Source organism: Klebsiella sp. 10982 (assembly GCF_048589245.1).
In the GTDB taxonomy this organism is placed as follows: Bacteria; Pseudomonadota; Gammaproteobacteria; order Enterobacterales; family Enterobacteriaceae; genus Klebsiella; species Klebsiella quasivariicola.
This window is the reverse complement of sequence record NZ_JBMAXV010000003.1, coordinates 57,987-81,557: the sequence shown is the minus strand read 5'-3', so window position 1 is coordinate 81,557 and position 23,571 is coordinate 57,987. Positions and strand designations below refer to the sequence as shown.

Annotated in this window: 27 protein-coding genes; 3 read left to right on the top strand and 24 right to left on the bottom strand. The window is 60.4% G+C overall.

Annotated elements, in window-relative coordinates; genetic code table 11:
• Nucleotides 1-23: 23 nt before the first annotated feature.
• Genes cysA through cysP form a run of 4 tightly spaced genes read right to left on the bottom strand, consistent with a single transcriptional unit; the run spans nt 24 to nt 3,832 of the window.
• Nucleotides 24-1,118, bottom strand: a complete 1,095-nt coding sequence (gene cysA, locus ACKLKD_RS03480; protein ID WP_002913623.1) for a sulfate/thiosulfate ABC transporter ATP-binding protein CysA — start codon at nt 1,116-1,118, stop codon at nt 24-26.
• Complete coding sequence (gene cysW, locus ACKLKD_RS03475; protein WP_025711445.1) at nt 1,108-1,983, bottom strand: sulfate/thiosulfate ABC transporter permease CysW; 876 nt, start codon at nt 1,981-1,983, stop codon at nt 1,108-1,110. Before cysW ends, cysA begins: the two co-directional genes overlap by 11 nt.
• On the bottom strand, nt 1,983-2,816 hold the full coding sequence (gene cysT / locus ACKLKD_RS03470) for a sulfate/thiosulfate ABC transporter permease CysT (protein ID WP_025711446.1): 834 nt from the start codon (nt 2,814-2,816) through the stop codon (nt 1,983-1,985). The genes cysW and cysT overlap by 1 nt, the downstream gene beginning before the upstream one ends.
• A complete protein-coding gene (gene cysP, locus ACKLKD_RS03465; RefSeq protein WP_025711447.1) occupies nt 2,816-3,832 on the bottom strand; it encodes a thiosulfate/sulfate ABC transporter substrate-binding protein CysP in 1,017 nt (338 codons plus the stop codon). Before cysP ends, cysT begins: the two co-directional genes overlap by 1 nt.
• Before the next feature lie 215 nt (nt 3,833-4,047).
• Between cysP and ACKLKD_RS03460 the strand changes: the two genes are divergently transcribed.
• Nucleotides 4,048-4,395, top strand: coding sequence for an endonuclease domain-containing protein (locus ACKLKD_RS03460; RefSeq protein WP_071993242.1), 348 nt, complete (start codon nt 4,048-4,050; stop codon nt 4,393-4,395).
• A gap of 162 nt (nt 4,396-4,557) precedes the next feature.
• Here ACKLKD_RS03460 and ACKLKD_RS03455 read toward each other — a convergent pair whose 3' ends face one another.
• The 4 genes from ACKLKD_RS03455 to ACKLKD_RS03440 all read right to left on the bottom strand — a co-directional run bounded on the left by ACKLKD_RS03455 (nt 4,558) and on the right by ACKLKD_RS03440 (nt 7,050).
• Nucleotides 4,558-5,457 (bottom strand): Dyp-type peroxidase, encoded by a 900-nt coding sequence (locus ACKLKD_RS03455; RefSeq protein ID WP_025711448.1) that lies wholly within the window; start codon nt 5,455-5,457, stop codon nt 4,558-4,560.
• Between the two features lie 94 nt (nt 5,458-5,551).
• A complete protein-coding gene (locus ACKLKD_RS03450) occupies nt 5,552-6,127 on the bottom strand; it encodes an RpoE-regulated lipoprotein (RefSeq protein WP_025711449.1) in 576 nt (191 codons plus the stop codon).
• A 61-nt stretch (nt 6,128-6,188) separates the two neighbouring features.
• Nucleotides 6,189-6,638, bottom strand: coding sequence for a DUF2919 domain-containing protein (locus tag ACKLKD_RS03445; protein ID WP_025711450.1), 450 nt, complete (start codon nt 6,636-6,638; stop codon nt 6,189-6,191).
• Nucleotides 6,625-7,050 (bottom strand): GNAT family acetyltransferase, encoded by a 426-nt coding sequence (locus tag ACKLKD_RS03440; RefSeq protein ID WP_002913637.1) that lies wholly within the window; start codon nt 7,048-7,050, stop codon nt 6,625-6,627. The genes ACKLKD_RS03445 and ACKLKD_RS03440 overlap by 14 nt, the downstream gene beginning before the upstream one ends.
• A 211-nt stretch (nt 7,051-7,261) precedes the next feature.
• Between ACKLKD_RS03440 and amiA the strand changes: the two genes are divergently transcribed.
• Nucleotides 7,262-8,134 carry an N-acetylmuramoyl-L-alanine amidase AmiA gene (amiA, locus tag ACKLKD_RS03435; RefSeq protein ID WP_025711451.1) on the top strand — a complete coding sequence of 291 codons (873 nt, stop codon included), beginning with the start codon at nt 7,262-7,264 and terminating at the stop codon, nt 8,132-8,134.
• A complete protein-coding gene (gene hemF / locus ACKLKD_RS03430) occupies nt 8,134-9,033 on the top strand; it encodes an oxygen-dependent coproporphyrinogen oxidase (RefSeq protein WP_025711452.1) in 900 nt (299 codons plus the stop codon). The genes amiA and hemF overlap by 1 nt, the downstream gene beginning before the upstream one ends.
• A gap of 43 nt (nt 9,034-9,076) precedes the next feature.
• Here the strand turns inward: hemF and eutR are convergent, their stop codons facing one another.
• The 16 genes from eutR to eutP form a co-directional block, all read right to left on the bottom strand.
• On the bottom strand, nt 9,077-10,129 hold the full coding sequence (gene eutR, locus ACKLKD_RS03425) for an HTH-type transcriptional regulator EutR (protein ID WP_025711453.1): 1,053 nt from the start codon (nt 10,127-10,129) through the stop codon (nt 9,077-9,079).
• A gap of 45 nt (nt 10,130-10,174) precedes the next feature.
• Complete coding sequence (gene eutK, locus ACKLKD_RS03420; RefSeq protein ID WP_025711454.1) at nt 10,175-10,660, bottom strand: ethanolamine utilization microcompartment protein EutK; 486 nt, start codon at nt 10,658-10,660, stop codon at nt 10,175-10,177.
• An 11-nt stretch (nt 10,661-10,671) separates the two neighbouring features.
• Nucleotides 10,672-11,331, bottom strand: a complete 660-nt coding sequence (gene eutL / locus ACKLKD_RS03415; RefSeq protein WP_025711455.1) for an ethanolamine utilization microcompartment protein EutL — start codon at nt 11,329-11,331, stop codon at nt 10,672-10,674.
• 9 nt (nt 11,332-11,340) lie between these two features.
• Nucleotides 11,341-12,237, bottom strand: a complete 897-nt coding sequence (eutC, locus tag ACKLKD_RS03410; protein ID WP_025711456.1) for an ethanolamine ammonia-lyase subunit EutC — start codon at nt 12,235-12,237, stop codon at nt 11,341-11,343.
• A gap of 20 nt (nt 12,238-12,257) precedes the next feature.
• Nucleotides 12,258-13,619: an ethanolamine ammonia-lyase subunit alpha gene (gene eutB, locus ACKLKD_RS03405; RefSeq protein ID WP_025711457.1), complete on the bottom strand. Its 1,362-nt coding sequence runs from the start codon at nt 13,617-13,619 to the stop codon at nt 12,258-12,260.
• Nucleotides 13,620-13,630: 11 nt separating this feature from the next.
• Complete coding sequence (gene eutA / locus ACKLKD_RS03400) at nt 13,631-15,034, bottom strand: ethanolamine ammonia-lyase reactivating factor EutA (protein WP_025711458.1); 1,404 nt, start codon at nt 15,032-15,034, stop codon at nt 13,631-13,633.
• A complete protein-coding gene (eutH, locus tag ACKLKD_RS03395; protein ID WP_025711459.1) occupies nt 15,031-16,269 on the bottom strand; it encodes an ethanolamine utilization protein EutH in 1,239 nt (412 codons plus the stop codon). The genes eutA and eutH overlap by 4 nt, the downstream gene beginning before the upstream one ends.
• A 156-nt stretch (nt 16,270-16,425) precedes the next feature.
• Nucleotides 16,426-17,613: an ethanolamine utilization ethanol dehydrogenase EutG gene (gene eutG, locus ACKLKD_RS03390; RefSeq protein ID WP_087805082.1), complete on the bottom strand. Its 1,188-nt coding sequence runs from the start codon at nt 17,611-17,613 to the stop codon at nt 16,426-16,428.
• Entirely contained in the window at nt 17,603-18,442 is an 840-nt protein-coding gene (eutJ, locus tag ACKLKD_RS03385; RefSeq protein ID WP_087805084.1) for an ethanolamine utilization protein EutJ, read from the bottom strand. The genes eutG and eutJ overlap by 11 nt, the downstream gene beginning before the upstream one ends.
• A 9-nt stretch (nt 18,443-18,451) precedes the next feature.
• Complete coding sequence (locus ACKLKD_RS03380; protein WP_025711463.1) at nt 18,452-19,855, bottom strand: aldehyde dehydrogenase family protein; 1,404 nt, start codon at nt 19,853-19,855, stop codon at nt 18,452-18,454.
• Nucleotides 19,856-19,866: 11 nt separating this feature from the next.
• Nucleotides 19,867-20,154, bottom strand: coding sequence for an ethanolamine utilization microcompartment protein EutN (eutN, locus tag ACKLKD_RS03375; RefSeq protein WP_025711464.1), 288 nt, complete (start codon nt 20,152-20,154; stop codon nt 19,867-19,869).
• A gap of 126 nt (nt 20,155-20,280) precedes the next feature.
• Complete coding sequence (gene eutM / locus ACKLKD_RS03370) at nt 20,281-20,571, bottom strand: ethanolamine utilization microcompartment protein EutM (RefSeq protein ID WP_000387720.1); 291 nt, start codon at nt 20,569-20,571, stop codon at nt 20,281-20,283.
• Nucleotides 20,572-20,609: 38 nt separating this feature from the next.
• On the bottom strand, nt 20,610-21,626 hold the full coding sequence (gene pta, locus ACKLKD_RS03365) for a phosphate acetyltransferase (protein WP_087805086.1): 1,017 nt from the start codon (nt 21,624-21,626) through the stop codon (nt 20,610-20,612).
• Nucleotides 21,616-22,425: an ethanolamine utilization cob(I)yrinic acid a,c-diamide adenosyltransferase EutT gene (gene eutT, locus ACKLKD_RS03360; protein WP_087805088.1), complete on the bottom strand. Its 810-nt coding sequence runs from the start codon at nt 22,423-22,425 to the stop codon at nt 21,616-21,618. The genes pta and eutT overlap by 11 nt, the downstream gene beginning before the upstream one ends.
• Nucleotides 22,422-23,111 carry an ethanolamine utilization acetate kinase EutQ gene (gene eutQ / locus ACKLKD_RS03355; protein ID WP_025711468.1) on the bottom strand — a complete coding sequence of 230 codons (690 nt, stop codon included), beginning with the start codon at nt 23,109-23,111 and terminating at the stop codon, nt 22,422-22,424. The genes eutT and eutQ overlap by 4 nt, the downstream gene beginning before the upstream one ends.
• Nucleotides 23,089-23,568 (bottom strand): ethanolamine utilization acetate kinase EutP, encoded by a 480-nt coding sequence (eutP, locus tag ACKLKD_RS03350; RefSeq protein ID WP_025711469.1) that lies wholly within the window; start codon nt 23,566-23,568, stop codon nt 23,089-23,091. The genes eutQ and eutP overlap by 23 nt, the downstream gene beginning before the upstream one ends.
• Nucleotides 23,569-23,571: the final 3 nt, after the last annotated feature.

Genomic DNA, 23,571 nt, shown 5'->3' with positions numbered 1-23,571 from the left:
CAAAAGCACATGGATTTAAGCTATCAGGCCGACTCCGCCAGAGCAAGCTCGCCGCGCGGCTCGATACGCTCGGTACCGTTGTACAAACGCGCGTTTTGCAGCCCGACGAACAGCCGTTCGCCGCGGGACGGCGCCTCATCGCCCGTTAACACCACGCTCAGCGGTTCGTCATACCACCCCAGAGGCTGGACGACTAATTGGGTGTAGTGCCCTTTCGGACTGGCCTCCAGGACCTGCACCGGCAGCGGCGAATCCAGGCTGGTCCGCCGGCTGATGTCCACTTCCCATGGGCGCAGGAACAGGTCCACTGGCCCCTGGTATGCCGGGGTATAGCCTAACGGCCAGCGGTGGGCGCCGACGTGGAACTGTCCACCGCGGATGACCCCCTGCAGGCGGTTCACTTCCCCCATAAACTCCAGCACGAAACGGGTAGACGGCTCACGCCATACGCGCTCCGGGGCATCGGCCTGTTCGATGTTGCCCTGGCTCATGACCACCACCCGGTCGGCAACTTCCATCGCCTCTTCCTGATCGTGGGTGACGAACACGCTGGTGAATTTCAGCTCTTCATGCAGCTGACGCAGCCAGCGGCGCAGCTCTTTACGCACCTGCGCATCCAGCGCACCGAAAGGTTCATCCAGCAGCAAAATTTGCGGCTCCACCGCCAGGGCGCGCGCCAGCGCCACGCGCTGCTTCTGGCCTCCGGACAGCTGCGCCGGATAGCGATCCGCCAGATGGGCCAGCTGCACCATCTCCAGCAGTTTGGTCACCTTGGCTTTAATCGCCGCCGCATTGGGGCGTTCGCGGCGCGGCAGCACAGTCAGGCCAAAGGCGATGTTATCGAACACCGTCATATGGCGGAACAGCGCATAGTGCTGGAAAACGAAGCCCACTTTACGGTCGCGAGCGTGCATCCGACTGACGTCGGTACCGTGGAAGCGGATATGACCGCTGGTCTGATGCTCCAGACCGGCGATAATTCGCAGCAGGGTGGTTTTTCCGGAGCCCGAGGGCCCCAGCAGCGCAACCATTTGTCCGGAAGGGATATCCAGCGAGATATCATTCAGCACCTGGGTGCGACCAAACGATTTCTTAATATTGGCAATCTCAATGCTCATGATTTCCCTCCTGTTGCGCGCGTTTTTCCTGATTGGCCAGACGCCATTGCAACATACTCTTTAAAAACAGGGTCAGAATAGCCATTAATGTCAGCAGGGCGGCGGCGGTAAACGAGCCGACAGTGTTGTAATCCTGCTCCAGTAATTCAATTTGCAGCGGCAGCGACAGCGTTTCACCGCGGATCGAACCGGAGACCACCGACACCGCGCCAAATTCGCCGATGGCGCGAGCGTTAGTCAGCACCACGCCGTACAGCAGCGCCCAGCGGATATTGGGCAACGTCACCCGGCGAAACATCTGCCAGCCGGAAGCGCCCAACAGCACCGCGGCCTCATCCTCATTACTGCCCTGGCTCATCATCACTGGCACCAGCTCGCGCACCACAAACGGACAGGTGACAAAGATGGTCGCCAGCACCATGCCCGGCCAGGCGAACATGATTTGCAGATTATGCGCGTCGAGCCAGCCGCCCAGCGGGCCGTTAGAGCCGTAGAACAGCAGGTAAACCAGGCCGGCCACCACAGGCGAGACGGCGAACGGGATATCCAGTAACGTCAGCAGCAGCTGGCGCCCCGGAAAGGTAAAACGTGTCACCAGCCAGGCCAGCAACGTACCGAACACCAGGTTCACCGGGACGGTAATCAAGGCAATCATTACCGTCAGCCAGATAGCATGCAGCATGTCCGGGTTGGCCAGGTTTTCCAGCACCGGCATCAATCCTTTGCTGAAAGCCTGGACAAAGATATAGACCATCGGCACCACGAGGATGAAGGCAGAGACCAGCATCCCGACGCCAATCAGAAACCATTTACCCCAGTTAATGCGGGGCGCGTCGTAGCGTTTCAATTGAGTAACTTCCGCCATTAGTGACCTACCACCCGTCGACCAAAGCGACTCTGCAGGGTATTGATGGAAAACAGCAGCAGCAGTGAAGCAGCAAGGATCACCGAGGCGATCGCGCTCGCGGCCGGATAGTCAAACTCCTGCAGACGAATAAAGATCATCAGCGAGGTCACCTCGGTCTTCCACGCGATGTTGCCGGCGATAAAAATCACCGCGCCAAACTCGCCGAGACTGCGGGTAAACGACAGGGCAATACCCGCCAGCAGCGCCGGCGACAGCTCCGGCAGTACGACCTTGCGGAAGCTTTGCCAGCGCGTCGCGCCCAGCGTTTCCGCCGCTTCCTCATACTCGGGCCCTAACTCCTCCAGCACCGGCTGCACGGTACGTACCACAAACGGGATGCTGGTAAAGGCCATCGCCACGGCGATGCCGAGCCAGGTATAGGTGACTTTAATATCGAACTTCGCCAGCCATTCCCCGTAAATACCATTAACCGAAAACAACGAGGCCAGGGTCAGGCCCGCCACCGCGGTGGGCAGCGCAAACGGCAGATCCATTAAAGCATCGAGCAGCGTGCGGCCCGGAAAACGATAGCGGGTCAGGATCCACGCCATCAGCAGACCGAATACGCCATTAAATATCGAGGCCACGAATGCCGACAGCAGCGTCACCTTATAGGCCGCGACCACCTGCGGGTTGCTGATCACATCCCAGTACTGCGCCCAGCTCATCTGCGCCAGCTGCATTACCAGCGCGCTGAGCGGTAACAACAAAATCAGACAGACAAACAGCAGGCTGGTGCCGAGGCTCAGGGTAAAGCCCGGCAGCACGCGCTTAGACGACACAGCAAACATTACTTACGCCCCGCCGCCAGCAGTTTGTCCAGTTCGCCGCCGCTGGCGAAGTGGGTTTTCATCACCTCAGGCCAGGCGCCAAACTTGTCCTCCACGCGGAACAGTTCGGTCTGCGGGAATTTATCCTTCAGCGCGTCCATGACTTTCGGGTTGTTTACCCGGTAGTAGTAGTCGGTAATGATGGTTTGCGCCTGCGGGCTGTAGAGCCAGTTCAGGTAGGCTTTCGCCGCCTTTTCGGTGCCATTGGCTTTGACGTTTTTATCCACCCATGCCACCGGGAACTCCGCCAGAATGTTGGTTTTCGGGATCACCACTTCAAATCCCTGCGCCTCATACTGCTTACGAATATTGTTCACTTCCGATTCGAAGCTAATCAGCACATCGCCCAGGCCGCGTTCAGCAAAAGTGGTGGTCGCCCCGCGTCCGCCGGTATCAAAGACTTCGACGTTCTTCAGAAACTGGGTCATAAACTGTTCGGTTTTGGCTTTATCGCCGCCGTCGGCTTTATCCGCCGCGCCCCATGCCGCCAGGTAGGTGTATCGGGCGTTACCCGAGGTTTTCGGGTTCGGGAAAATCAGCTTGACGTCAGAGCGAACCAGATCGTTCCAGTCATGAATATTTTTCGGGTTGCCTTTGCGCACCAGGAAACCCATCGTCGAATAGAACGGTGAGCTGTTGTTCGGCAGGCGGCTTTGCCAGTCGGCCGGGATCAGGTTGCCTTTGTCATGCAGGATCTGCACGTCCGTCACCTGGTTGTAGGTGACCACGTCCGCCTTCAGACCCTGCAAAATAGCCAGCGCCTGCTTGGATGAACCGGCATGCGACTGCTTAATCGTCAGCGTGTCCCCGCCATTGTCCTTCGCCCACTGCTGCTCAAAAGGCGGGTTAAGGGCGGCAAACAGCTCGCGGGAGACATCATAGGAGCTGTTCAGCAGCTCCGTCGCCTGCGCCTGCGCGGCCAGCAGCATGGAAGCCGCCAGCGCCAGATATCCTTTTTTCAGTGATTTAACGGCCATTGCGCACCCTTATCAACGTTGAACATTTTCTGATGATCATCATATTTATAACGGGTACGAAAGGAGTAACGGTTTTATATACCGTTTGGCGATTTGGAAGTCGAAAAGAGAATAAGCAACTGGCAAAGCTTTGCTGAAAGCGGCTCGCAGATTAGACGTGTCATTGTGACAAACGGCAGCCAGGCGTGCACTGTGTTTATATGAAAAACACATAGATTTTTGCTCATCAGCTCAGACGTAGCTTAACGCCAGCAGAACGTCGGCTATGGTACTTACTGCGCAACCGCCGTTTTGCTTGCTATAAATTTCGCCGCCAGCATCCCGTGGGTCCCTATATTCTCGATTTTGCCTGCTGCGCAATACGGCTGGCGATTGAACTGGACGGCGGCCAACACGATGAGAGGCGTGCCTACGATGTTCGCCGCACCCGCTGGCTACAGAGCCAGGGATGGCGGGTTTTACGCTTCTGGAATAATGAGTTTGAAGAGTATGAGGATGCGGTGATGGAGAGAATACTTGAAGCGCTTGAGTCGCCGATACCCTCACCCCGCCCCTCTCCCTGAGGGAGAGGGAGAAAGAGAGTCCGCACGCAGATTCCATAGCCGCACCGTACCGTCTCCTCTCCCTGAGGGAGAGGGTGAAAGGCGGTCCGTACTGGGGCTTGCCAACCGTACCGAACGGTTCCCTCTCCCCCTTGGGGAGAGGGTTAGGGTGAGGGGAAAAAATTACAGCGCCTGAATACGCTCCAGCGATGGTGCGAAGTAATAGCCGCCGGTCACCGGTTTAGTGAATCGCAGCATCGCGTCGCGTTTGCCGTCGGTATCGCCAAACATGCTCAGCAGCTGCTGCTCGATGTTATACAGGCGCGCGCAGTAAGCGCAGAAATAGAGGCCATGGGTGCCGCTGGCGGTGCCATACGGCAGGCTCTGGCGGACAATTTTCAGCCCTTTACCGTCTTCCTTGAGGTCAACGCGCGACAGATGCGAGGTCTCAGGACGTGCATCACCATCGATCTCTTCGTTGGCTTCTTTGGTACGGCCGATCATCATCTCCTGATCCGGTACGCTCATGCGGTTCAGCTGTTTGAGATTATGTTCCCAGCGCTGGACGAACACGTAGCTGCCGCCCGCGTCCACACCGTCTTTAATGACTGCCACTTCGCGGCGGGTTTCTTCCCCCGCCGGGTTTTCGGTGCCGTCGACGAAGCCGCTGAGATCACGCTCTTCCACCCAACGGAAACCGTGGATCTCTTCTTTCACGTCGATAGCGTCGCCAAAGGCGGCCATCGCGGCCTGCGCCACCGAGAAGTTAACTTCATGACGGGCGGATAAAATATGAATCAGCAGGTCATACTGGGTGGACGGCGCCAGCCCTTTGCCATAGACCGGAAAATCTTTTAACTCCTCTGCCCCTACGCCGCCGCTCAGCTGACGCCAGACGCTATTGCCGAACGCCACCACCGCGCCGAGTTTGGCGTCGGGGAATTTAGCCTGGAAGGTGGCAAGGGTATCGATAAATTTTTTGCTCGCTTCGCGCAGGGCGTTAACGTCCCCTTTAACATTGGCTTCAATCCAAATCGCCGCGCGGCAATGTTCCGGCAAAATGCCGCTCTGAACCTGAGACATCGCTCCTCCTGAAATGATGCAACCACAACGCTGTCGCGTTGCTAACGCGCTATTGTAACTGTTTTTCAGAGCTGTCGTGTCTCTTCAGATCAATTTAGCGACGCCAGATAATCTTGCTGACCTTCCAGTTTTTCAGGGTATCGTCGGAGGGCATCAGCTCGTCCGGGCCGCTCCAGTGGCCGGTAAAGGCGTAGCTGATATGCTGACTCCCCTCGGCCTGACACTCGACGACCGCGCCGTTGTCATTGCTGCCTTTCTGGCAGTTGCCAAAGGCTTTGCTGTACAGGTCGCTAAACGGTGTGCCGATTTTCACGCCGCTGGCGGTTTTGATTTCGACATCGCGCACGTCAATCCGGCTGATGGTACCGTTGTCGCCATTGATGGTCAGCGCCACGCTGTTGTCTTTCAGCGCTTCAAAGTAGTGGACGATATTGCCCTTATCGGTCTTCATCCCGCTGCGCAAACGGTAGTCGCTGCCCAGCGCATCGCTAATGGCCTGTTCATTGAGCGGCGTGGAAGCCGTCAGTTTACCCACGCCCTGCTCGGTCACCTCGGTGGAAGCGCCAAACCAGTTCCACGGATAGGCCGCCGACCAGTTGACCGCGCTCATCGTGGAGCAGCCGGTCAGTGCCAGCGGAAGCGCGCAGAGCATTACACGTAGCGATTTCATATCACAATCCTTTCTGAGTCATTCAACGCATGTTGGAGTTCGCGATCGGCAAAAAGTGCCATTAAAAGGTGGTCTGGCGAAAACAGGCTCCCAGGCGACGGCTGGTTAGCAGCCACCACAGGGCATAGCCATCCGCCGCCAGCAGCCCGATGGTTAATGAAGAGGGGGATTCACCGCTAAGCCATAGCATCGGCTGCCACAGCAACAGCAGCAACTGCGAGAGCACCAGCAGCCAGCGCATCGCCGACCACAGGCGCGGCAGGCGCTGACGATAGCCGCTAAGCAGAAAAGCCAGTACCGCCGGCACGCCGGGCAGTAAACCGAGCCAGAAGCGGTCGTGATCGGGATAGAACAGATTAAGAATCGCGTCGCCCTGCTGGCGTGAGGCTCCGGCCATTAAAAACAGCACCCACGTGCGGGCCTGCAACAACAGCACGCACCAGAAAAGAAACGGCAGGCGCAGACGGCCATGGGCATCAAAATCGGCGGGGATAAACTCAGTATTCTTCATCTTCGATCAGGCGCTTGCCCAGGGTCAGGACATCGGCGTATTCATAGCCCAGCCGCTCATACATTCCCTGCACCACGTCGTTGTCTTCACGGACCATAATGTTGATTTTCGGGCAGCCGCGGGCAATCAGCTTTTTCTCCAGACGATTGAGCAGCGCGTTTGCGATGCCCCGGCCACGATATTCCGGATGGACGCCCAGATAATATGCGGAGCCGCGATGACCATCATAACCGCCCATCACCGTACCAACGACTTCACCGTTCACTTCCGCCACCAGAAACAGGCTAACGTCATGATTCAGCTTACGCTCAATATCCATCTCCGGATCGTTCCACGGGCGCAGCAGATCGCAGCGCTCCCACAGCGTCACAACCTCTTCAAAATCCTGCTGGCGAAAAACGCGAATCTCCATGGTATTCCCCACCATTGACGGTTAAAAACAGTGATTATGGCGCGAATATAACTGATAGCCAATATCAGGCGAAATCAGCGGCAAAAAATGGCATAATATGACTTTGTCATGTATTGAAATGAAAAGTAAAACAATTCTTATTTTGAATGGTCGTAACGGCAAACGCGATACGATATAACATTGGACATCACTTGTTTACAATTCAGGCCGAATGAGCACTTTTAAACCCTTAAAAATACTTGCTTCGCGCCGTCAGGTGCTGAAAGCCGGGCTGGCTGCGATGACGCTGAGTGGCGTCGCCGCGCAGGTCAGCGCAAAAGAACAGCCACTGAAAACATCGAATGGACACAGCAAGCCCGCCGCCAAAAAGGCCGGTGGCCGCCGCATTGTGATGCTGGACCCGGGCCACGGCGGTATCGACACCGGGGCTATCGGCCATAACGGGTCGAAAGAGAAGCATGTGGTGCTGGCGATCGCTAAAAACGTGCGCAGCATTCTGCGCAGCAACGGCATCGACGCTCGCCTGACCCGCACCGGCGATACTTTTATTCCGCTTTATGACCGGGTGGAGATCGCCCATCAGCACGGCGCCGATCTGTTTATGTCGATCCACGCCGATGGCTTCACTAACCCGAGCGCTGCCGGCGCCTCGGTGTTCGCCCTGTCAAACCGCGGCGCCAGTAGCGCCATGGCAAAATACCTCTCCGATCGCGAAAACCGCGCCGATGAAGTTGCCGGTAAGAAAGCGACGGATAAAGATCATCTGCTGCAGCAGGTGCTGTTCGATCTGGTGCAGACTGACACCATTAAAAACAGCCTGACGCTGGGCTCGCATATCCTGAAAAAGATCAAGCCGGTGCATAAGCTGCACAGCCGCAATACTGAACAGGCGGCATTCGTGGTACTGAAGTCGCCTTCCATTCCATCCGTGCTGGTGGAAACCTCGTTTATTACCAACCCGAACGAGGAGAAATTGCTCGGTACCACCGCCTTCCGGCAGAAAATCGCCACCGCCATTGCCAACGGCATTATCAGTTATTTCCACTGGTTCGATAACCAGAAAGCCCATTCGAAGAGACGTTAATGAAACCCGATGCCACGCAGGTTAAAACTTTTTTGCTCCAGCTTCAGGACAGCCTCTGTCAGCAGCTGAGCGCTGTCGATGGCGCCCCGTTTATTGAAGACGCCTGGCAGCGGGAAGGCGGCGGCGGCGGGCGCAGCCGGGTGTTGCGCGATGGCGCTGTGTTCGAACAGGCCGGGGTCAACTTCTCCCACGTCCACGGCGATGCGATGCCCGCTTCAGCGACCGCGCACCGCCCGGAGCTGGCCGGACGCAGCTTTGAAGCCATGGGCGTCTCGCTGGTGGTTCATCCGCTGAACCCCTACGTGCCCACCAGCCATGCCAACGTGCGGTTCTTTATTGCCGAAAAGCCCGGCGCCGACCCGGTATGGTGGTTCGGCGGCGGTTTTGATTTAACCCCCTACTACGGTTTTGAAGAGGATGCCGTCCACTGGCATCGTACCGCCCGCGATCTGTGTCTGCCGTTCGGCGAAGATGTCTATCCGCGCTATAAAAAATGGTGCGATGATTACTTCTATCTGAAGCACCGCCAGGAACAGCGCGGTATCGGCGGTCTGTTCTTTGACGACCTGAACACCCCGGATTTTGACCACTGCTTCGCCTTTATGCAGGCGGTAGGGAACGGCTATGCTGACGCCTATTTACCCATCATCGAACGCCGAAAAGCCACGCCGTACGGCGAACGCGAGCGCCACTTTCAGCTCTATCGCCGCGGCCGCTACGTCGAGTTCAATCTGGTCTGGGACCGCGGCACCCTGTTCGGCCTGCAAACCGGGGGACGGACAGAATCCATTCTGATGTCGATGCCGCCGCTGGTACGCTGGGAATATGATTACCAGCCGGAAGAAGGCAGCCCGGAGGCGGCGCTGAACGAGTTTATTCAGGTGCGCGACTGGCTATAACTGCCGGATGGCGGCTGTGCCCCCGGCAGCGGCGTCGCTTCGCTCACACCCACTGGCGCAGGCGATGGTGCAGTGTCATCGACGGTTTTTCGGCAAACAGCTGCTGATAGTCGGTGGCGAACTGCCCCAGATGCCAGAACCCCCACTGCATGGCCGCTTCCTTGACCGTCTCCCGCTCTGACCAGGGGCTTATCAGCTCCCGGCGCACGGCGTTCAGGCGGATCCGTTTAAGCCAGGCGTTGGGACCAATCCCCAGAATCGCATGGAAGGCGTTTTGCAGAGTACGTCGGCTGACGTGCAGCTGCTGACACAGGTCGAGCACGGTTAACGGCTCTGCGCTGTTTTCCAGCACATATTCACGCGCCCGCGCCAGCAGGCGACGGTAGCTCTGGTGGCTGACGCTCTCCACGCTCACCATCGGCTGCGCCTCTTCGAGCATCGTGCCCATCGCCAGCAACAGATTATCCCGCAGGACCTTACGCACAGCCGGCTGATGAAGGGTATCAGGATGCTCGCTAAAAGTGGTCAGCGCCTGCTGGACAAATCCCCACAGTGCGGCCTTATGCGGCTCGCGTACCGCCAGCGCTGACTGGTTGCGTAGCATATGCAACACCCGCTCCGGATGGTGCAGGAAACTGGCATGACGCGAAATCACCTCCTCTGAAATCACCACCCCGAGGATGGTGTAATCATCAGGCGTGCTCAGCTCGAACTCCGTCCCACCGGGACGGGTGGCGATTTCTGCCCGGCCCAGGCACTGCGAGCCGATAAACCCCTGCTCTCCCCGGGTCGCCGGAATGCCAAACCAGAAGGAGTTCGGCCAGACCAGGCAGGACTGACGCAGCGCCAGCCCGGTATATTCGCGAAAGACCTGGATCTCATCGAGCAGGATTTCGGTAAATTCGCCGCGAAACTGACCTGGATGTAGCTGATCGTAGATCTGTTGCCAGGCGGTAATGGTCAGGGCGTGCTCATACACATCCGTCGTGTGTCGTTGATGAATATTGTCAATTTCAACCTGGGGCGTCAGCCTGGTGTCATCAGGTAACGCCTCGCAACAGAGATGGTGCAAATTTGCAGAACGACGCTTTTTCATAATCGTTAAAGCCGGGGGCAAGCCGCTCCCGGCACCTCCGACAGGTTATGGATTTTTGAGACGATAGCGGCTACTGCGTTTTCGTAGCGTCCCTGCGGAAAAGAGCTGCTCCAGCGCCTGGCGGGCCTTATCCAGCGGCCAGGCAAAATGCGCGGCCACCTCGCCGGCCGTCATGCCCTGACGAACTGAAGCCAGCAGCGTCAGTAACGCTTCCGATGATGCCGTGTCAGCAGGCGGCTGGGGCGCGGGCGGCGGTGGCTGAAAGCCGCCTATCAGCCGCTGAGTATCTTCTTCCGGCCGGCCAATTTCCCGCCGGCTGATCACGCAGCCGGTACGCCGGGCAGCGGCGGCCCCGGCATCCAGCGCGGCGCGACAGGCCGCCAGGTCGCCCTCCACCACCAGCGTTAACCTGCCGGGGTCAAGCACTTCGTGACTAAGCAGGCGCACATTGGCCGCCTTGAGCATGGCATCCGCGGCGTCTACAGCAGCGACCATACCCTCCACTTCGAGCAATCCCAGCGCATTGATCATCGCTCCCTCCATTACGCACGCTGTACAGGATGACGGGCAATATCGAGTACGGCGTCGGTAAAGGCATTACAGGCGGCTTTACAGGCGGCCTGACTTCCCGTCAAAAAGGCGGCCGAATAGTTGGTTTCCGACGGCGGCGGCACGTAGGTCACCAGCTGGACGTCGGCCGACTTCATCGCCGCATCGATGCCGAACGTCGCTTCCAGCGGCGGCGCCACCAGATAGGCGATCGGATCCCCCAGCGCGATGCCAGCGGTCGATGAAAGGTAAGAGCCGGTACGCGACACCACATGCGCCAGAAAGGCAGTATCTTGCGCGTCGTTGGCCCACTGGAACGCCGCCCCGCTTTCAATATGCGCCACCATCGCATCCAGCCCGGCGCGAACTTCCGCCGGGTTTGGGCCACCCAGCATAATCAGCACTTCGCCGGCAGTAGGCGACGGGCCGTGGGCCGCGCCGGCGTACAGAGAGCGGCCATAGACCACTTCCACCATCGCCTGTTTGGTCGCTTCGTCGGCGGCAATATACGTCACGTCATCCGAATCTGCCGTGATGAGCCCGAGACTCCGTATATGCGGCGGTAATTTCAGTTCGCGCGCAAAACCGTCGTTCACCGAGGCAATCACGCGCATGGCGGTGACTGAGGGTCGAATCAAATCTAATGCTGGCATGATGCCTCCTTAACGGCTCATATTGATGCCGGAGGCTTTCTGCTCCAGCATGCGTTTGGCTAAATCCACGATCACCGCGGCGGCTTCTACCGGCGGGGTGCCGCCCTGGTGGATATTGGAAATACAGGTCCGGTCGGCCTCAACGGTGGTGGCCACCCGCGGGGAGTAGACCGCGTAGCAGGAGAGGCTCTCCGACTGGCCGAGCCCCGGGCGCTCGCCAACCAGCAGGATCACCACCTTCGCGCCGAGGATCTCGCCGATCTGATCTTCAATCTTGACGCGGCCATAGCGGACGAAGAACGGTGTGCCGACCTTCAGCCCCGCCTGCTTCAGGCCGGCAAGCAGCGGCGGCAGGATCTCTTCATAGTTGGCGGTGATGGCATCCGTCGACAGGCCATCGGAGACCACCACCTGCACATCCGGATCCATCACGCACTGCGCCTTCAACGCATCGATGGCCTCCGGACTGAGACGGCGTCCCAGATCGGGGCGCGTCAGGTAGTGATTTTTGTCGCTAATTTCCGAATGCACTTCCAGCAGCCCCTGCGCTTTCACCCACGCCTCTGGTACCTCTTTGAGCACTGTGTCTTTCGAACGCGAGTGATCCGCCAGGAAGCGCAGCAGCGCCAGGGTGCGCGGACGCGGCCCGGCGCAACCGGTGCAGACGCGTGCCGCGGTGCTGCGCCGCAGCTCGGTGAGCACCTCAGGGCGATGCGGGTTTTGTACGCCAATCCAGGCTTTCGCTTCTGCTGAGCCCAGATCCAGCGCGCAGCTCTCCGCCGGGACATCGGCTGCGCACGATTTCGTTTCACAGGCCGGCGTTGACGCTGCGGGGGCCTGCGGCTGTGGTTGTCCCATTGACGCCATTACGCTGCGTACAATGTCTTCGATTTGTTTTTGATCCATGGTGTGTCATCCCCGCGTCATCAGAAGAACAGTGACGGATCGCCCGCCCGTTTGGTCAGGCGACCATTTGCCATAATGCCCATCGTTTCCAGCCAGCGTTCAAACTCCGGCGACGGCCGCAGGCCCAGCAGCTGGCGCACGGTCGCAGTGTCGTGGAAGGCGGTGGTCTGGTAGTTGAGCATGATGTCGTCGCCGAGCGGCATCCCCATGATGTAGTTGCAGCCAGCGGTCGCCAGCAGGATCATCAGGTTTTCGTTGAGGTTCTGGTCGGCATCGGCATGGTTGGTGTAGCAGCAGTCGCAGCCCATCGAGATGCCGCTCAGCTTGCCCATAAAGTGGTCTTCCAGCCCGGCGCGAATAATTTGCCGGTCGTTATAGAGGTACTCCGGCCCGATAAAGCCCACCACGGTATTCACCAGGAACGGATCGTAGTGCCGCGCCAGGCCATAGTTACGCGCTTCCATCGTCACCTGATCGGCGCCGAAGTTAGCGCCCGCGGAGAGCGCCGAGCCCTGCCCGGTTTCAAAATAGAGGCAGTTCTCCCCGGCGATACGGTTAAACTCCGCCCCCACCGCCCGCGCTTCATCAAGCATTGCCAGCTCGACGCCGAACTCTTTGAGCCCTTTTTCGCTGCCGCAGATGCTCTGGAAAATCAGCCCGCCCGGCGCGCCGCGGCGGATGGCTTCAATCTGGGTGGTGACGTGCGCCAGCACGCAGCCCTGGGTAGGAATGGCAAACTTGTCGATAACCCCGTACACCGTATCCAGCACCCGGCTCAGGTTCTCCACGTCGTCAGTGACCGGGTTAACGCCGATCACCGCGTCGCCCGCGCCAAAAGAAAGCCCTTCATAGATTTGCGCAGCAATACTCTGCACATCGTCACGGGTGTCGTTCGGCTGCAGGCGGCAGCTGAAGGTTCCCGGCAGACCGATGGTAGTATTGGCTTTTTTGATCACCGGCATTTTTTTGCCGCCGTAGATCAGATCGGCGTTGGAGCAGATCTTGGCCACTGCCGCCACCACTTCTGAGGTTAACCCCTTGCGCGTGAAGGCGATGTCGTCCACGGAGGTTTCATCGCTCAGCACGTATTCACGCAGGTCGCTGATGGTCCAGTTTTTGATGCGGTTATAGGCGGTTTCGTTGACATCGTCCTGAATCAGGCGCGTCACGCAGTCCTCCTCGTACGGGATCACCGGGTTATTGCGGATATCCGCCACCGTCATCTCCGACAACACCTGCTTGGCCGCCACGCGCTGCTGCGAACTCTCCGCTGCCACGCCCGCCAGCACATCCCCCGAACGTAGTTCGTTGGCTTTCGCCAGTACCTCTTTTACATCCTTAAACTGATAAACATTGCCGAACAATGTGGTCTTTAGTTTCATAAGTCGTTCCCTCAGGAAGGAAATGCGAGTGATTTCACCGTCACCGGCACAACCGATCCGCCAAAAAGAGGCGTACCAATGTCGATATAGTCTCCCGCCCGCACGCTCACCTCATCGATGACCGCCAGCGGAAGGTGTGGTAGCTGAGGCCGCAGCAGCATGCCCAGCGCTTTACCAAAATCCTGCTCAGCCACCACCAGCAGCGGGTGGGGATTAGGAAAGCGGGCGACAAACGCCAGCAGGGCGTCAATCACCGCCAGTAAGGTGGCGTAGCGCACCGGAAGTGAAGCGGGAAGCGCCAGCACGTAAGCGTCCGCGTCGGGGGCCAGGTCGAGCTGCGTCAACGCCTGCAGCCAGGCATTCGGCAGATCGCCGACGTCCTGCGCGATGGCCACCGGTAGATTGCGCAGCGGCAGCTGTACCCCCTCCAGCCAGATGGTGCTCCCGGACAGCGACAGGGTATGCGCCCCGGCGCCAATCACCGTGGCGCGCACGGTTTGCGCCGGGAACTGCACGTTCATCGCCTGCAGTCGCGGGTGCTCATGCAGGGCCGTGGCAAGCAGCGGCCCAATATCGGAAAAGCAGAAAGGATCGGCGGGCTGATGGCGATAGCACTCCCCCACCCCACCGGAAAGCGTAATCACCTCAGGCTGAACACCCGCCGGCAGTAAACCCGTTTGCATCAGCGCCTGCGCCAGCGGTGAGAGGGTGCCCTCGATCACCTCGACGATCAGCGCCGCCATCCGGCGCGCCACCTGCGCCAGCTGCCCCGCAGTCAAGGCTAAAGCATCGGTTCCCGGGCCGAATACCGCATCGACAATGCGCTGGCCCGGCTGATGGGCGTAAATCACCCGGCCCTGACCGTCGGTCTCCAGCAGCCGGCCGCCGACGTTAAGGCAGGCGGTGCCGATCGCTTTACCGGATGCAAACAGGGCATAGTTCGACGTGCCGCCGCCGATATCGATATTGAGCACCCGGCACATCCGCTGCTGGGACAAGGTTTGCGCCCCGGCACCGTGGCCGGCAATGACCGATTCAAGGTGCGGCCCGGCGCTGGCGACAACGAAATCGCCCAGCGACTGCGAGAGTGCCATCACGGCCGGGCGGGCATTACGGGTTTTCGCGCTTTCGCCGGTGATGATGATCGCCCCGGAGTCCACCGCTTCCGGGGCGATACCCGCGGCCTGGTACTGGGCGAGGATCAGCGCCTTCAGTTCAGCTTCTTGCAGGTCGCCCTGCTTATCGACCGGTGTAAAGCACACCGGGCTTTGCCAGCTGATCTCGCGTTTGATGAATTCATAGCGTGGCACCTGGGAGACCGCGGCGCGGTTAACCAGCTCGAGACGCGAGAAGATCACCTGCGTGGTGGTGGTGCCGATATCAATACCGACGCTGAGCAGCTGGCGCGTGTTCACGAGTGTGCCTCCACTTCGGCGTCGCTTTTCGCTGCCGCCGGGATCGTTTTCTCTTTCGGCACCAGCAGCATCGCCACGCCAATCGCGGTAACGCCGCCGACCAGCTTGCCGACAATCATCGGGAAGATCATGGCGTGCATGTTGGCTGCCGCAAAACCGAGATGGTCGCCCAGCGCGAATGCCGCCGACACCGAGAAAGCGCAGTTGATCACTTTGCCGCGGGTATCCATCTGCTTCATCATGCCGAACATCGGGATGTTATTCGCCAGGGTGGCGACCATACCGCCAGCAGCCATATTGTTGATTTTCAGCAGGTTACCGATGCGCATTAGCGGCTTTTCAAACCAGCGGGTCAGCAGGAGCACCATCGGGTAAGCGCCGAGCAGCACGCAGGAGATGGAGCCAATGACTTCGATGGCGCGCATCACCTCGCCGGGCTGGTCGCCAGGCGCCATAAAGATCGGGTCGAGTCCCGGGATCAGCTCCCAGCCGAGCAGAAACTTGATCACCGCCGCCGCCAGGCCGATGGTGATCAGCGCCACGAGGAATTTGGCGAAGATCTGGAAGCCGTTGATCATTTTTTCCGGAATAAACTTCAGCCCCAGCGCCACCAGTACGGCGACGATGATCACCGGGATCATATTCATCAGGATCAGCGCGAAGGTAAACTCTACCGGCTGGCCGTTGATCTCCACCCCGGAATACATCGCCACCAGACCGCCGGCGATACAGCCGATGGGAATGGTGACAATGCCCGCCAGCACGCCGAGCGCCAGCCAGCGGCGATCGGTTGGTTCAATAATGCCGAGCGCCACCGGAATGGAGAACACAATGGTCGGGCCCATCATGGACCCGAGGATCAGGCCTGAGTACATCCAGGCCGCCACGTCGCCGCCCGCGAGTTCTTTAGCGAGGAAGAAACCGCCCATGTCGCACGCCAACAGCGTGCCGGCGAACATTGACGGGTTGGCGCCGAGCATCTCATACAGCGGAATAATCACCGGGCCGAGCAGATGGGCCAGCACCGGCGCCAGGGCGGTCATCCCGACCATTGCCAGACCCAGCGCCCCCATCGCCATAAACCCTTCTTCAAACTGACTGCCCGACCCTTCAATGCTTTTCCCCAGCCTGCCGAGGAAGCGTGCCGAGCCGCCGAACTGCGACAGGATCCTGTCCACGGCGGCAATCAGCATAAAGAACATCATGATGTACATGATGATTTCGTTAATTCCCATAGCCCTTACTCCCTGTCATTTATGATTTGTAGATACTGTGAATACCGGGACATTAGCCGCACTCGGGGAACTTTCCCGGGTCGCGGCGCTGTAGCCCGGCTAAGCGCAGCGCGAGCCGGGAAAGACACCGCTACACGCCCCCGGGAAAATCCGCATTTATTGCGCCGCCGCGTACAGCTCGATAATCTGCTCCCGGGTGGCGGTGCGTGGATTGGTGCGCAGACAGATGTCGTCCTGCGCCGCCTGTGCCCAGGTGGCGTAGTGCGCGGGCGTCGCGCCGGCATCCGACAGCCGCATCGTCAGACCGACTTCCGCAATCAGTTCGCGCACGGCGGCGATTGCCTCAAGGTCATCGGTTTTCCTGCCGGTCAGCGCCCTGCCGATCTGGCTGAAGCGCGCCCGGCACACCATGCGGTTAAACTCCATCACCGTCGGCAGCAGCATGGCGTTGGCCAGCCCGTGCGGAATATGCAGCGCCGCCCCCGGCTGATGCGCCATGGCATGGCATAGCCCCAGCCCGGCGCTGGAGAACGCCATCCCCGCCATGCAGGAGGCCAGCAGCATGTTCTCCCGCGCCGCCAGATCCTGGCCGAAGCCCACCGCTCTCGGCAGCGCTTCGCCGATCATGGCGATGGCTCCCATCGCCAGACTGTCGGTAAACGGTGTGGCGTGGCGGGCGCTGTAGGCCTCGATCGCGTGGGTCAGCGCATCGATCCCGGTCATCGCCGTGACAGGCGGGGGAACGCCTTCGGTCAGCGCGGCGTCGAGGATCGCCACATCCGGCATCAGCGAGGCATGCGCCAGCACCTGTTTGCGTCCGCTCACCGCATCGATAATCACCGTCACGTTGGTGGTTTCTGACCCGGTGCCGGCGGTGGTCGGCACCGCGATCAGCGGCAGACGCGAATGTAATGCGCTGTGTTCCGTGATACCGCTCAGCGTCTGCTCAGGATTGGTGACCAGCAGCGCCACCGCCTTCGCCGCATCCAGCACCGACCCACCGCCGAAAGCCACCACCCCGTCGCAACCCGCGTCCCGCAGCTGGGCGACCGCGGCGCAGACATCGGTGACGCAGGGTTCGCCGGCGGGACAGGGCCAGAGGGTTATGGCTATCCCTTTCATCGCCAGGCTACGTTCCAGCCCGGCGGTCATTCCCGCCTGATGGAGAAAACTGTCGACCATAACAAACAGATGCTTCAGGCCACGGGCGTGGGCTTGCAGTCCACAGGCCGCCAGCGCGCCGACGCCGTGCAGCGTCACCGGCGGAACGTTGAAGCTTTTTACCTGCTGGAGATTCAGGCTGTCGAAGGCCTGGAACAGCGCCGTCTGCAGTTCAGCTTGCATAGATCCCCTCCGCTTTTTCCTTCCCGCTGTTGGCGATTGCCAGCGGGGTCATAAACAGGCTGTGCTGCGGCAAATGCACCGGTAATGCCGGGAAGCGCTGACGAAACAGCGCATGCACGCCCGGCTGCATACAGGCGCCGCCCGCCAGCCACAAATCATCAATCCCTTGTCCGGCAATGTGCCGGGCGACAATCTCGGCCATCTTCTCGTACACCGGCTTAACCACCGGCCAGATCTCCCCGGCATGGCGGCGCTTGTACTGCTCCGCCTCCTCAAGCCCAATGTCGCGATTCCCGGCCAGCGTCAGGGAGATATGGTGGCCGCCGGTGGCTTCATCCGCCGAATACGTCACCTTGCCCTGTTTAACGATGGCGATCCCGGTGGTGCCGCCGCCGATATCCACCACCCCGGCGTTATCGAGCTGCAGCAGATCCGCCACCGCGGTCGGCTCATCCAGGACATGACTGACCTCCAGCCCGGCGGATTCCAGGACATTGATCGAAATGCGCGGATCGGTCCCCGGCGGAAACGAGGTCGCCGCATGGGTGAAGCGACAGCCCAGCTGTTGTTCGAGGGTATCGAGATGACGGCGCACGAGGGTGACAGCGCCAAAGAAGTCCCAGACGATGCCGTCGCGCACCACGTCGGCCCAGTCAAGACACACCGCAACCGGCTGGCCGTCGCTATCGACCACCATTGACACCACGTCGCAGGTGCCCAAATCGATGCCCAGCCACAGCGGTGAGTCGCTGGCGGCGGGCGTCTGGTTACACAGGGCCGCCGCCGTTTGCAGTCGCGGCGAAAGCCAGCGTTGTTCGTCGTGCGCCATGTTCATCCCTTATACAATTCGAAACGCATCCACCAGCACACAGCGACGCAGACGAACGAAGGTGCGCGCGCTGGTCACGCCCTCGCCGGTCGGGGTGGTGATGGTCATGGTGGTCCAGCCCTCGCCGCCCAGCCCAAGCCCGGCGATGCACGGCCCATTTTTGACGAAGATGCTGGTGTCGATGGCATTCGCCATCTGGTTCATGTTGTCGATATTGCGTGAGTGCATCGCCGCCGTATGGTGGCAACCGCCTTCCAGCGTGACCGCCAGGGCGATCGCCTCGTCGACGTTCGCCACCCGCACCACCGGCAGCACCGGCATCATCAGTTCAGTCACTGCGAACGGATGGGTGGCGGAGGTTTCAACGAACAGCAGACGGGTTTGCGCCGGCACCTGCAGGCCAATCGCCGCGGCGATTTTGCCCGCATCGCGGCCGACCCAGTCGCGGCTGACCGTGCCTTTGCCGCGCTCATCGATATTTTTCAGCAGCAGCGGCTGAAGCTGTTCGGCCTGTGCCGCGGTGAGTTTCACCGCCTGCTGGTCTTCCATCAGGCGCATCAGCTCGTCGGCGACGCTATCGACCACGATCAGCACCTTCTCGTCGGCGCAGATGATGTTGTTATCGAAAGAGGCGCCCCTGACGATTGCCTCCGCGGCGCGCGGCAGATCGGCGGTTTCGTCCACCACCACCGGTGGGTTGCCGGCTCCGGCGGCAATCAGACGTTTATTGGTATGTTTGCGCGCCGCCTCGACCACCGCTTCGCCGCCGGTCACCACCAGCAGGCCGATGCCAGGGTACTTAAACAGCCGCTGGGCGGTGTCGATATCCGGATTCGCCACGGTCACCAGCAGGTTAGCCGGGCCACCGGCGGCCACTACCGCCTGGTTAAGCAGGGTAATTGCCCGCTGCGAGACCTTCTTCGCCGCCGGATGAGGGGCAAACACCACGCTGTTGCCAGCGGCAATCAGGCTGATAGCATTGTTAATCACCGTCGCCGCCGGGTTGGTGGACGGCGTAACCGAGGCCACCACGCCCCAGGGCGCGTTTTCAATCAGCGTCAGGCCGTTATCGCCGGTCAACACCTGCGGAGTCAGACACTCCACGCCCGGTGTGCCGCGCGCCTGCGCCACGTTTTTAGCAAACTTATCCTCCACGCGTCCCATGCCGGTCTCGGTCACCGCCAGTTCCGCCAGTTCCCGGGCATGCTTTTCACCCGCCTCACGAATGGCCTGAATCACCTGCTGGCGCATCGCCACCCGCTTCAATCCCTGCTGGGCCACCTTTGCCGCCGCGACGGCGTCATCCAGAGAGGCAAAAACGCCCATGCCATGAACGGTGTCGGCAGGCTGACTGCTGTCTTTCATTTTCAGCAGTACCGCTTTCACCACCTGTTCAATGTCCTGTTGATTCATGATTTTCCACCCTACTTATGGAAGAGCACCTGACCACCGGCCGCGGCCTCATCCACGATGCCAATCACGCACAAATCGACCGGAGAGGCTCCCTGTGCGTGCGCCTGTCGCGCCGAGCTGCCGCTGACCAGCAGCACCCACTCTCCGCATCCCGCGCCAATGTTGTCGATGGCGACCGCGCTCTGCCCGTCCGGCTCGCCGCGGGCATTGAGCATCTCCACCATCAGCAGTTTGTCGTGGGCCAGCCCTTCATGACGTACGGTGCAGACCACATATCCGGTAACGACAGCCAGCTTCATTTCCGTCTCCGCGTGTGATGTCCAGGCCGCATAAGCCCAGCGCCATCCGGCATTCATGCCTTGTCATTGCCGGATGGCGCGCCGTTTGCCTCTTATGCGGCCAGGACTGTTCGGCTCAGCTACCCTTTAGATGTTGCTATCGCCCTTAAAGCTGATCGGGAAAACCTCTTCCAGATCGCCATGCGGACGCGGGATGACATGTACAGACACCAGCTCACCGATACGCTGAGCCGCCGCTGCCCCGGCATCCGTCGCGGCTTTGCACGCCGCGACATCACCGCGCACCATAGCGGTCACCAGGCCGCCGCCAATCTGTTTCACGCCGACCAGCTTGACGCGGGCGGCTTTGACCATGGCGTCAGAGGCCTCAATCAGTGCAACCAGGCCCCGGGTTTCAATCATTCCTAATGCTTCCATTGTGTTTTCCTCTCATAAGGGGTCCTGAACGGGACCATTCATTCAACCAGCGTGGACGAGTCGGGGATCCGGCTCGCATCCGCCTGGCGCGGTACTGCCGCCACCAGCGCCAGTTCGATAATTTCCTCTACGCTACAGCCTCGCGAGAGGTCGTGAAGCGGTGCGGCCAGGCCCTGAATCAGCGGCCCGATGGCGCGATACCCGCCCAACCGCTGGGCGATTTTGTAGCCGATGTTGCCCGCCTCCAGCGACGGGAAGACCAGCACATTGGCCCGGCCCTGCAGGGGGCTGGCGGGCGCTTTTTGCGCAGCGACGTCCGGTACGAAGGCGGCGTCAAACTGCAGCTCGCCATCGACCATCAACTGTGGTGCCCGTTGACGCACCATCTCCGTGGCCTGCTGAACATTAGCCACACAGGGATGGCGGGCGCTGCCGTGCGTCGAGAAAGACAGCATTGCCACCCGCGGCGCTTCGCCGGTGATCGCTTGCCAGGTCTCAGCGCTGGCGATAGCGATATCCGCCAGCTGCGCCGCCGTCGGCTGCGGTACCACGCTGCAGTCGGCAAACCCCAGCGGCTGGCCGGCATACTGCGGCAGCATCAGAAACAGTGAAGAGAGCGTTTTACACCCCGGCTGCAGGCCGATCAGGCGCAGACCGGCGCGCAGCACGCTGGCGGTTGACGAGAGATTCCCGGCGATACAGACCGCGGCCTGCCCGGCACTGACCATCGCCGCGGCGAACATCAGCGGGTCGGCCAGCTTGTCGACGGCGTCAGCGGGCGTTTTATCGCCGGCGCGCGCCTGCCAGGCGGCGGCAAACGCCTCGCGCATCGCCAGGTTGCTGTGCGGATCGATAACCTGCACTCCGGTCAGCGGCAGGCGCTTGCTGAGGGCGAACTGCCGCAGCGCGAAGGGGCTGGCGACGAGGATCGGATGCGCGAGGCCCTGCTGCTGCAGATAATGCGCGGCCTTCAGCACCCGAACGTCCAGCGCATCCGGGAACACCACCCTGGCGGGGGCGCGCAGGGCCAGTTTGCGGCACTGGTCAATGATCATCTTCCCCTCCCAGCTGCTGCTGCAGTTGACTGAGCGCCGGCGGCGAGTCCGTCGCGTCCAGCACCATCATCACGTAGACGGCGCTGGAGAGACGGTTGAGCGCCTGCATAATATCGGCGCGCCGCACCGTAAATTGCGGCGTAATAAACACCTGCGCCGCGGTGACCTCCGCCTCGCGCACTTTGCCGCGCAGCAGATTGAGCAGCGCGACATCGCGCCCATGGCGGGCCTCCGGTACCAGGTGATCGTGCCCCAGATAGCGCAGCGGCTGATGGGACAGACGATGCAATTGCGCTTCACTGAACCCGGCGATCGACTGCGCCGCCAGCGGCTCCTCAAGCGCGTCGGCGCGCATGATGTTGCCCAGCCGCGAACGGATATCCGTCAGCCACGGTTGCCAGGGCTCCGCCAGCTCAATTTGCAGCCATACCGTCAGGGCGATGGTGCTGTCCAGCACCGCGCGGAAGGCCAGTCGCGGATCGTTTTTCGCTACCAGGATCTCGGCCGTCAGGTGAGTTAAGGTGTCCGGCTTTTTGCCCACCGGCTGATGACAGAGCTCACAGCAGGCCTGGGGCGGATGGTCGCTGCTGGTCAGGACATGCACCGGCTGCGGCGTCTGCTCGTCATCTTCGACAAACAAGCGTCCCTGGCTGTCGAGAAATTTGACCCGCAGGTGGCGGCTTTCCAGCAGCTCCCTCGCCGAGGGCGTCAGGCGAGCGTCGGCAGGAAGATGGATTTCACCGCCTTCGCTGAGCGTATGGTTCGCCCTGAGCCACGCTTCGGTAATAAAATCGTTCATAGCGATTGCCAGTTTGCCGGCCAGGCAACGTACAGGAAGCGCACCGTCGACGGGGTACCGAATTCGATGCTGGAGCCTTTCGGGATGAACATAACGTCCCCCGCTTTGGCAACCAGCGTTTCCCCCTGATGGCGCACATGCAGCTCGCCCTCCAGCACCATATCGATTTCGTCGTAGTTCAGCGTCCACGGGAAGAAGGCGTTTTCCCACTGCATAAATCCGGCCGCCATGCTGCTGCCATCCTGGTCGGTCACCAGGTCCGTTAAACCAACGCAGTGCGGCTGGGCGCCGTCGAAGCAGCCAAACTTCACGCTGCTGCCGTCGATCACTTTGATGCCCCCTTTGCCGGTCACCGCGTCAAATCCCGGCTGCATCGCCTCCTGCTCCAGGGACTGCTTCTCCTTCATCACCTTTTCCATCAGCTGAGCCACCAGGCTTTCGGTAAACTGGCCTTCCGGTAGCTGCGCCAGAATGGTTTCGCGGATCCGCTGGCTTTCCGTTTTGTCGCTGTCCGCCGCTGTCGCCGCCGGCGCGGCGCCATCGTCCTCGGTGATAGTGAATCCCAGCAGCTCGGCGACTTCGCGCGCTTCCGGGGTAATGATGCTGGCACGCAGTACGACCGACATCGTCTGTTCGCCGCGCGCATGGGCGGCACGAATATCGTTAGCGGTAATGAGTTTCTTCACCTGGCCCTTCCTCCTTTTGGCTGAGCTCACTCAAGTAATTTTCCAGAGGTGCGACGCTTTGCGGATCGCAACCGTTGAGGGCGAAAACCGGCGCCTGGAACCCCATCCCCTCCAGCAGTTGCCGCACCGCGGCGACGTTGGCATCCGGGAGGTCCGTTTTGCTGATCGCGACGATAAGGTGCTTTCGGCTGCCAATATCCAGTAACCCGGGAGGCAGGCGACTCTCGGTATCATTGGCCGCATGGACATAAATCAGGGTGTCCACATCCTGTAGCGTGGTAATTAAGGCGTGATACCAGCGGGGATGACTGAAATATTCCCCTGGCGTATCAATGTCACCACGATCGTTAAATTCCAGCGCCTGCGTTTTTCTGGCGAGGGAATAATTTCCCTGCAGGGCATTAAATAGCGTGGTTTTTCCTGCGCCGACGGCGCCAACAATCGCAATACGCTTCATGGT

Excerpts from the sequence above, each read along its gene's own strand:
- ACKLKD_RS03455 (WP_025711448.1), bottom strand. The coding sequence starts at position 5,457 with ATGTCTCAGGTTCAGAGCGGCATTTTGCCGGAACATTGCCGCGCGGCG.
- eutT (WP_087805088.1), bottom strand. The coding sequence starts at position 22,425 with ATGAACGATTTTATTACCGAAGCGTGGCTCAGGGCGAACCATACGCTC.
- eutG (WP_087805082.1), bottom strand. The coding sequence starts at position 17,613 with ATGCAAGCTGAACTGCAGACGGCGCTGTTCCAGGCCTTCGACAGCCTG.
- eutR (WP_025711453.1), bottom strand. The coding sequence starts at position 10,129 with ATGAAAAAGCGTCGTTCTGCAAATTTGCACCATCTCTGTTGCGAGGCG.
- ACKLKD_RS03445 (WP_025711450.1), bottom strand. The coding sequence starts at position 6,638 with ATGAAGAATACTGAGTTTATCCCCGCCGATTTTGATGCCCATGGCCGT.
- cysP (WP_025711447.1), bottom strand. The coding sequence starts at position 3,832 with ATGGCCGTTAAATCACTGAAAAAAGGATATCTGGCGCTGGCGGCTTCC.
- eutL (WP_025711455.1), bottom strand. The coding sequence starts at position 11,331 with ATGCCAGCATTAGATTTGATTCGACCCTCAGTCACCGCCATGCGCGTG.
- eutP (WP_025711469.1), bottom strand. The coding sequence starts at position 23,568 with ATGAAGCGTATTGCGATTGTTGGCGCCGTCGGCGCAGGAAAAACCACG.
- eutC (WP_025711456.1), bottom strand. The coding sequence starts at position 12,237 with ATGGATCAAAAACAAATCGAAGACATTGTACGCAGCGTAATGGCGTCA.
- eutK (WP_025711454.1), bottom strand. The coding sequence starts at position 10,660 with ATGATCAATGCGCTGGGATTGCTCGAAGTGGAGGGTATGGTCGCTGCT.
- eutH (WP_025711459.1), bottom strand. The coding sequence starts at position 16,269 with ATGGGAATTAACGAAATCATCATGTACATCATGATGTTCTTTATGCTG.
- eutJ (WP_087805084.1), bottom strand. The coding sequence starts at position 18,442 with ATGGCGCACGACGAACAACGCTGGCTTTCGCCGCGACTGCAAACGGCG.
- amiA (WP_025711451.1), top strand. The coding sequence starts at position 7,262 with ATGAGCACTTTTAAACCCTTAAAAATACTTGCTTCGCGCCGTCAGGTG.
- hemF (WP_025711452.1), top strand. The coding sequence starts at position 8,134 with ATGAAACCCGATGCCACGCAGGTTAAAACTTTTTTGCTCCAGCTTCAG.
- eutM (WP_000387720.1), bottom strand. The coding sequence starts at position 20,571 with ATGGAAGCATTAGGAATGATTGAAACCCGGGGCCTGGTTGCACTGATT.
- cysT (WP_025711446.1), bottom strand. The coding sequence starts at position 2,816 with ATGTTTGCTGTGTCGTCTAAGCGCGTGCTGCCGGGCTTTACCCTGAGC.
- ACKLKD_RS03450 (WP_025711449.1), bottom strand. The coding sequence starts at position 6,127 with ATGAAATCGCTACGTGTAATGCTCTGCGCGCTTCCGCTGGCACTGACC.
- pta (WP_087805086.1), bottom strand. The coding sequence starts at position 21,626 with ATGATCATTGACCAGTGCCGCAAACTGGCCCTGCGCGCCCCCGCCAGG.
- eutB (WP_025711457.1), bottom strand. The coding sequence starts at position 13,619 with ATGAAACTAAAGACCACATTGTTCGGCAATGTTTATCAGTTTAAGGAT.
- ACKLKD_RS03380 (WP_025711463.1), bottom strand. The coding sequence starts at position 19,855 with ATGAATCAACAGGACATTGAACAGGTGGTGAAAGCGGTACTGCTGAAA.
- cysA (WP_002913623.1), bottom strand. The coding sequence starts at position 1,118 with ATGAGCATTGAGATTGCCAATATTAAGAAATCGTTTGGTCGCACCCAG.
- ACKLKD_RS03440 (WP_002913637.1), bottom strand. The coding sequence starts at position 7,050 with ATGGAGATTCGCGTTTTTCGCCAGCAGGATTTTGAAGAGGTTGTGACG.
- eutN (WP_025711464.1), bottom strand. The coding sequence starts at position 20,154 with ATGAAGCTGGCTGTCGTTACCGGATATGTGGTCTGCACCGTACGTCAT.
- cysW (WP_025711445.1), bottom strand. The coding sequence starts at position 1,983 with ATGGCGGAAGTTACTCAATTGAAACGCTACGACGCGCCCCGCATTAAC.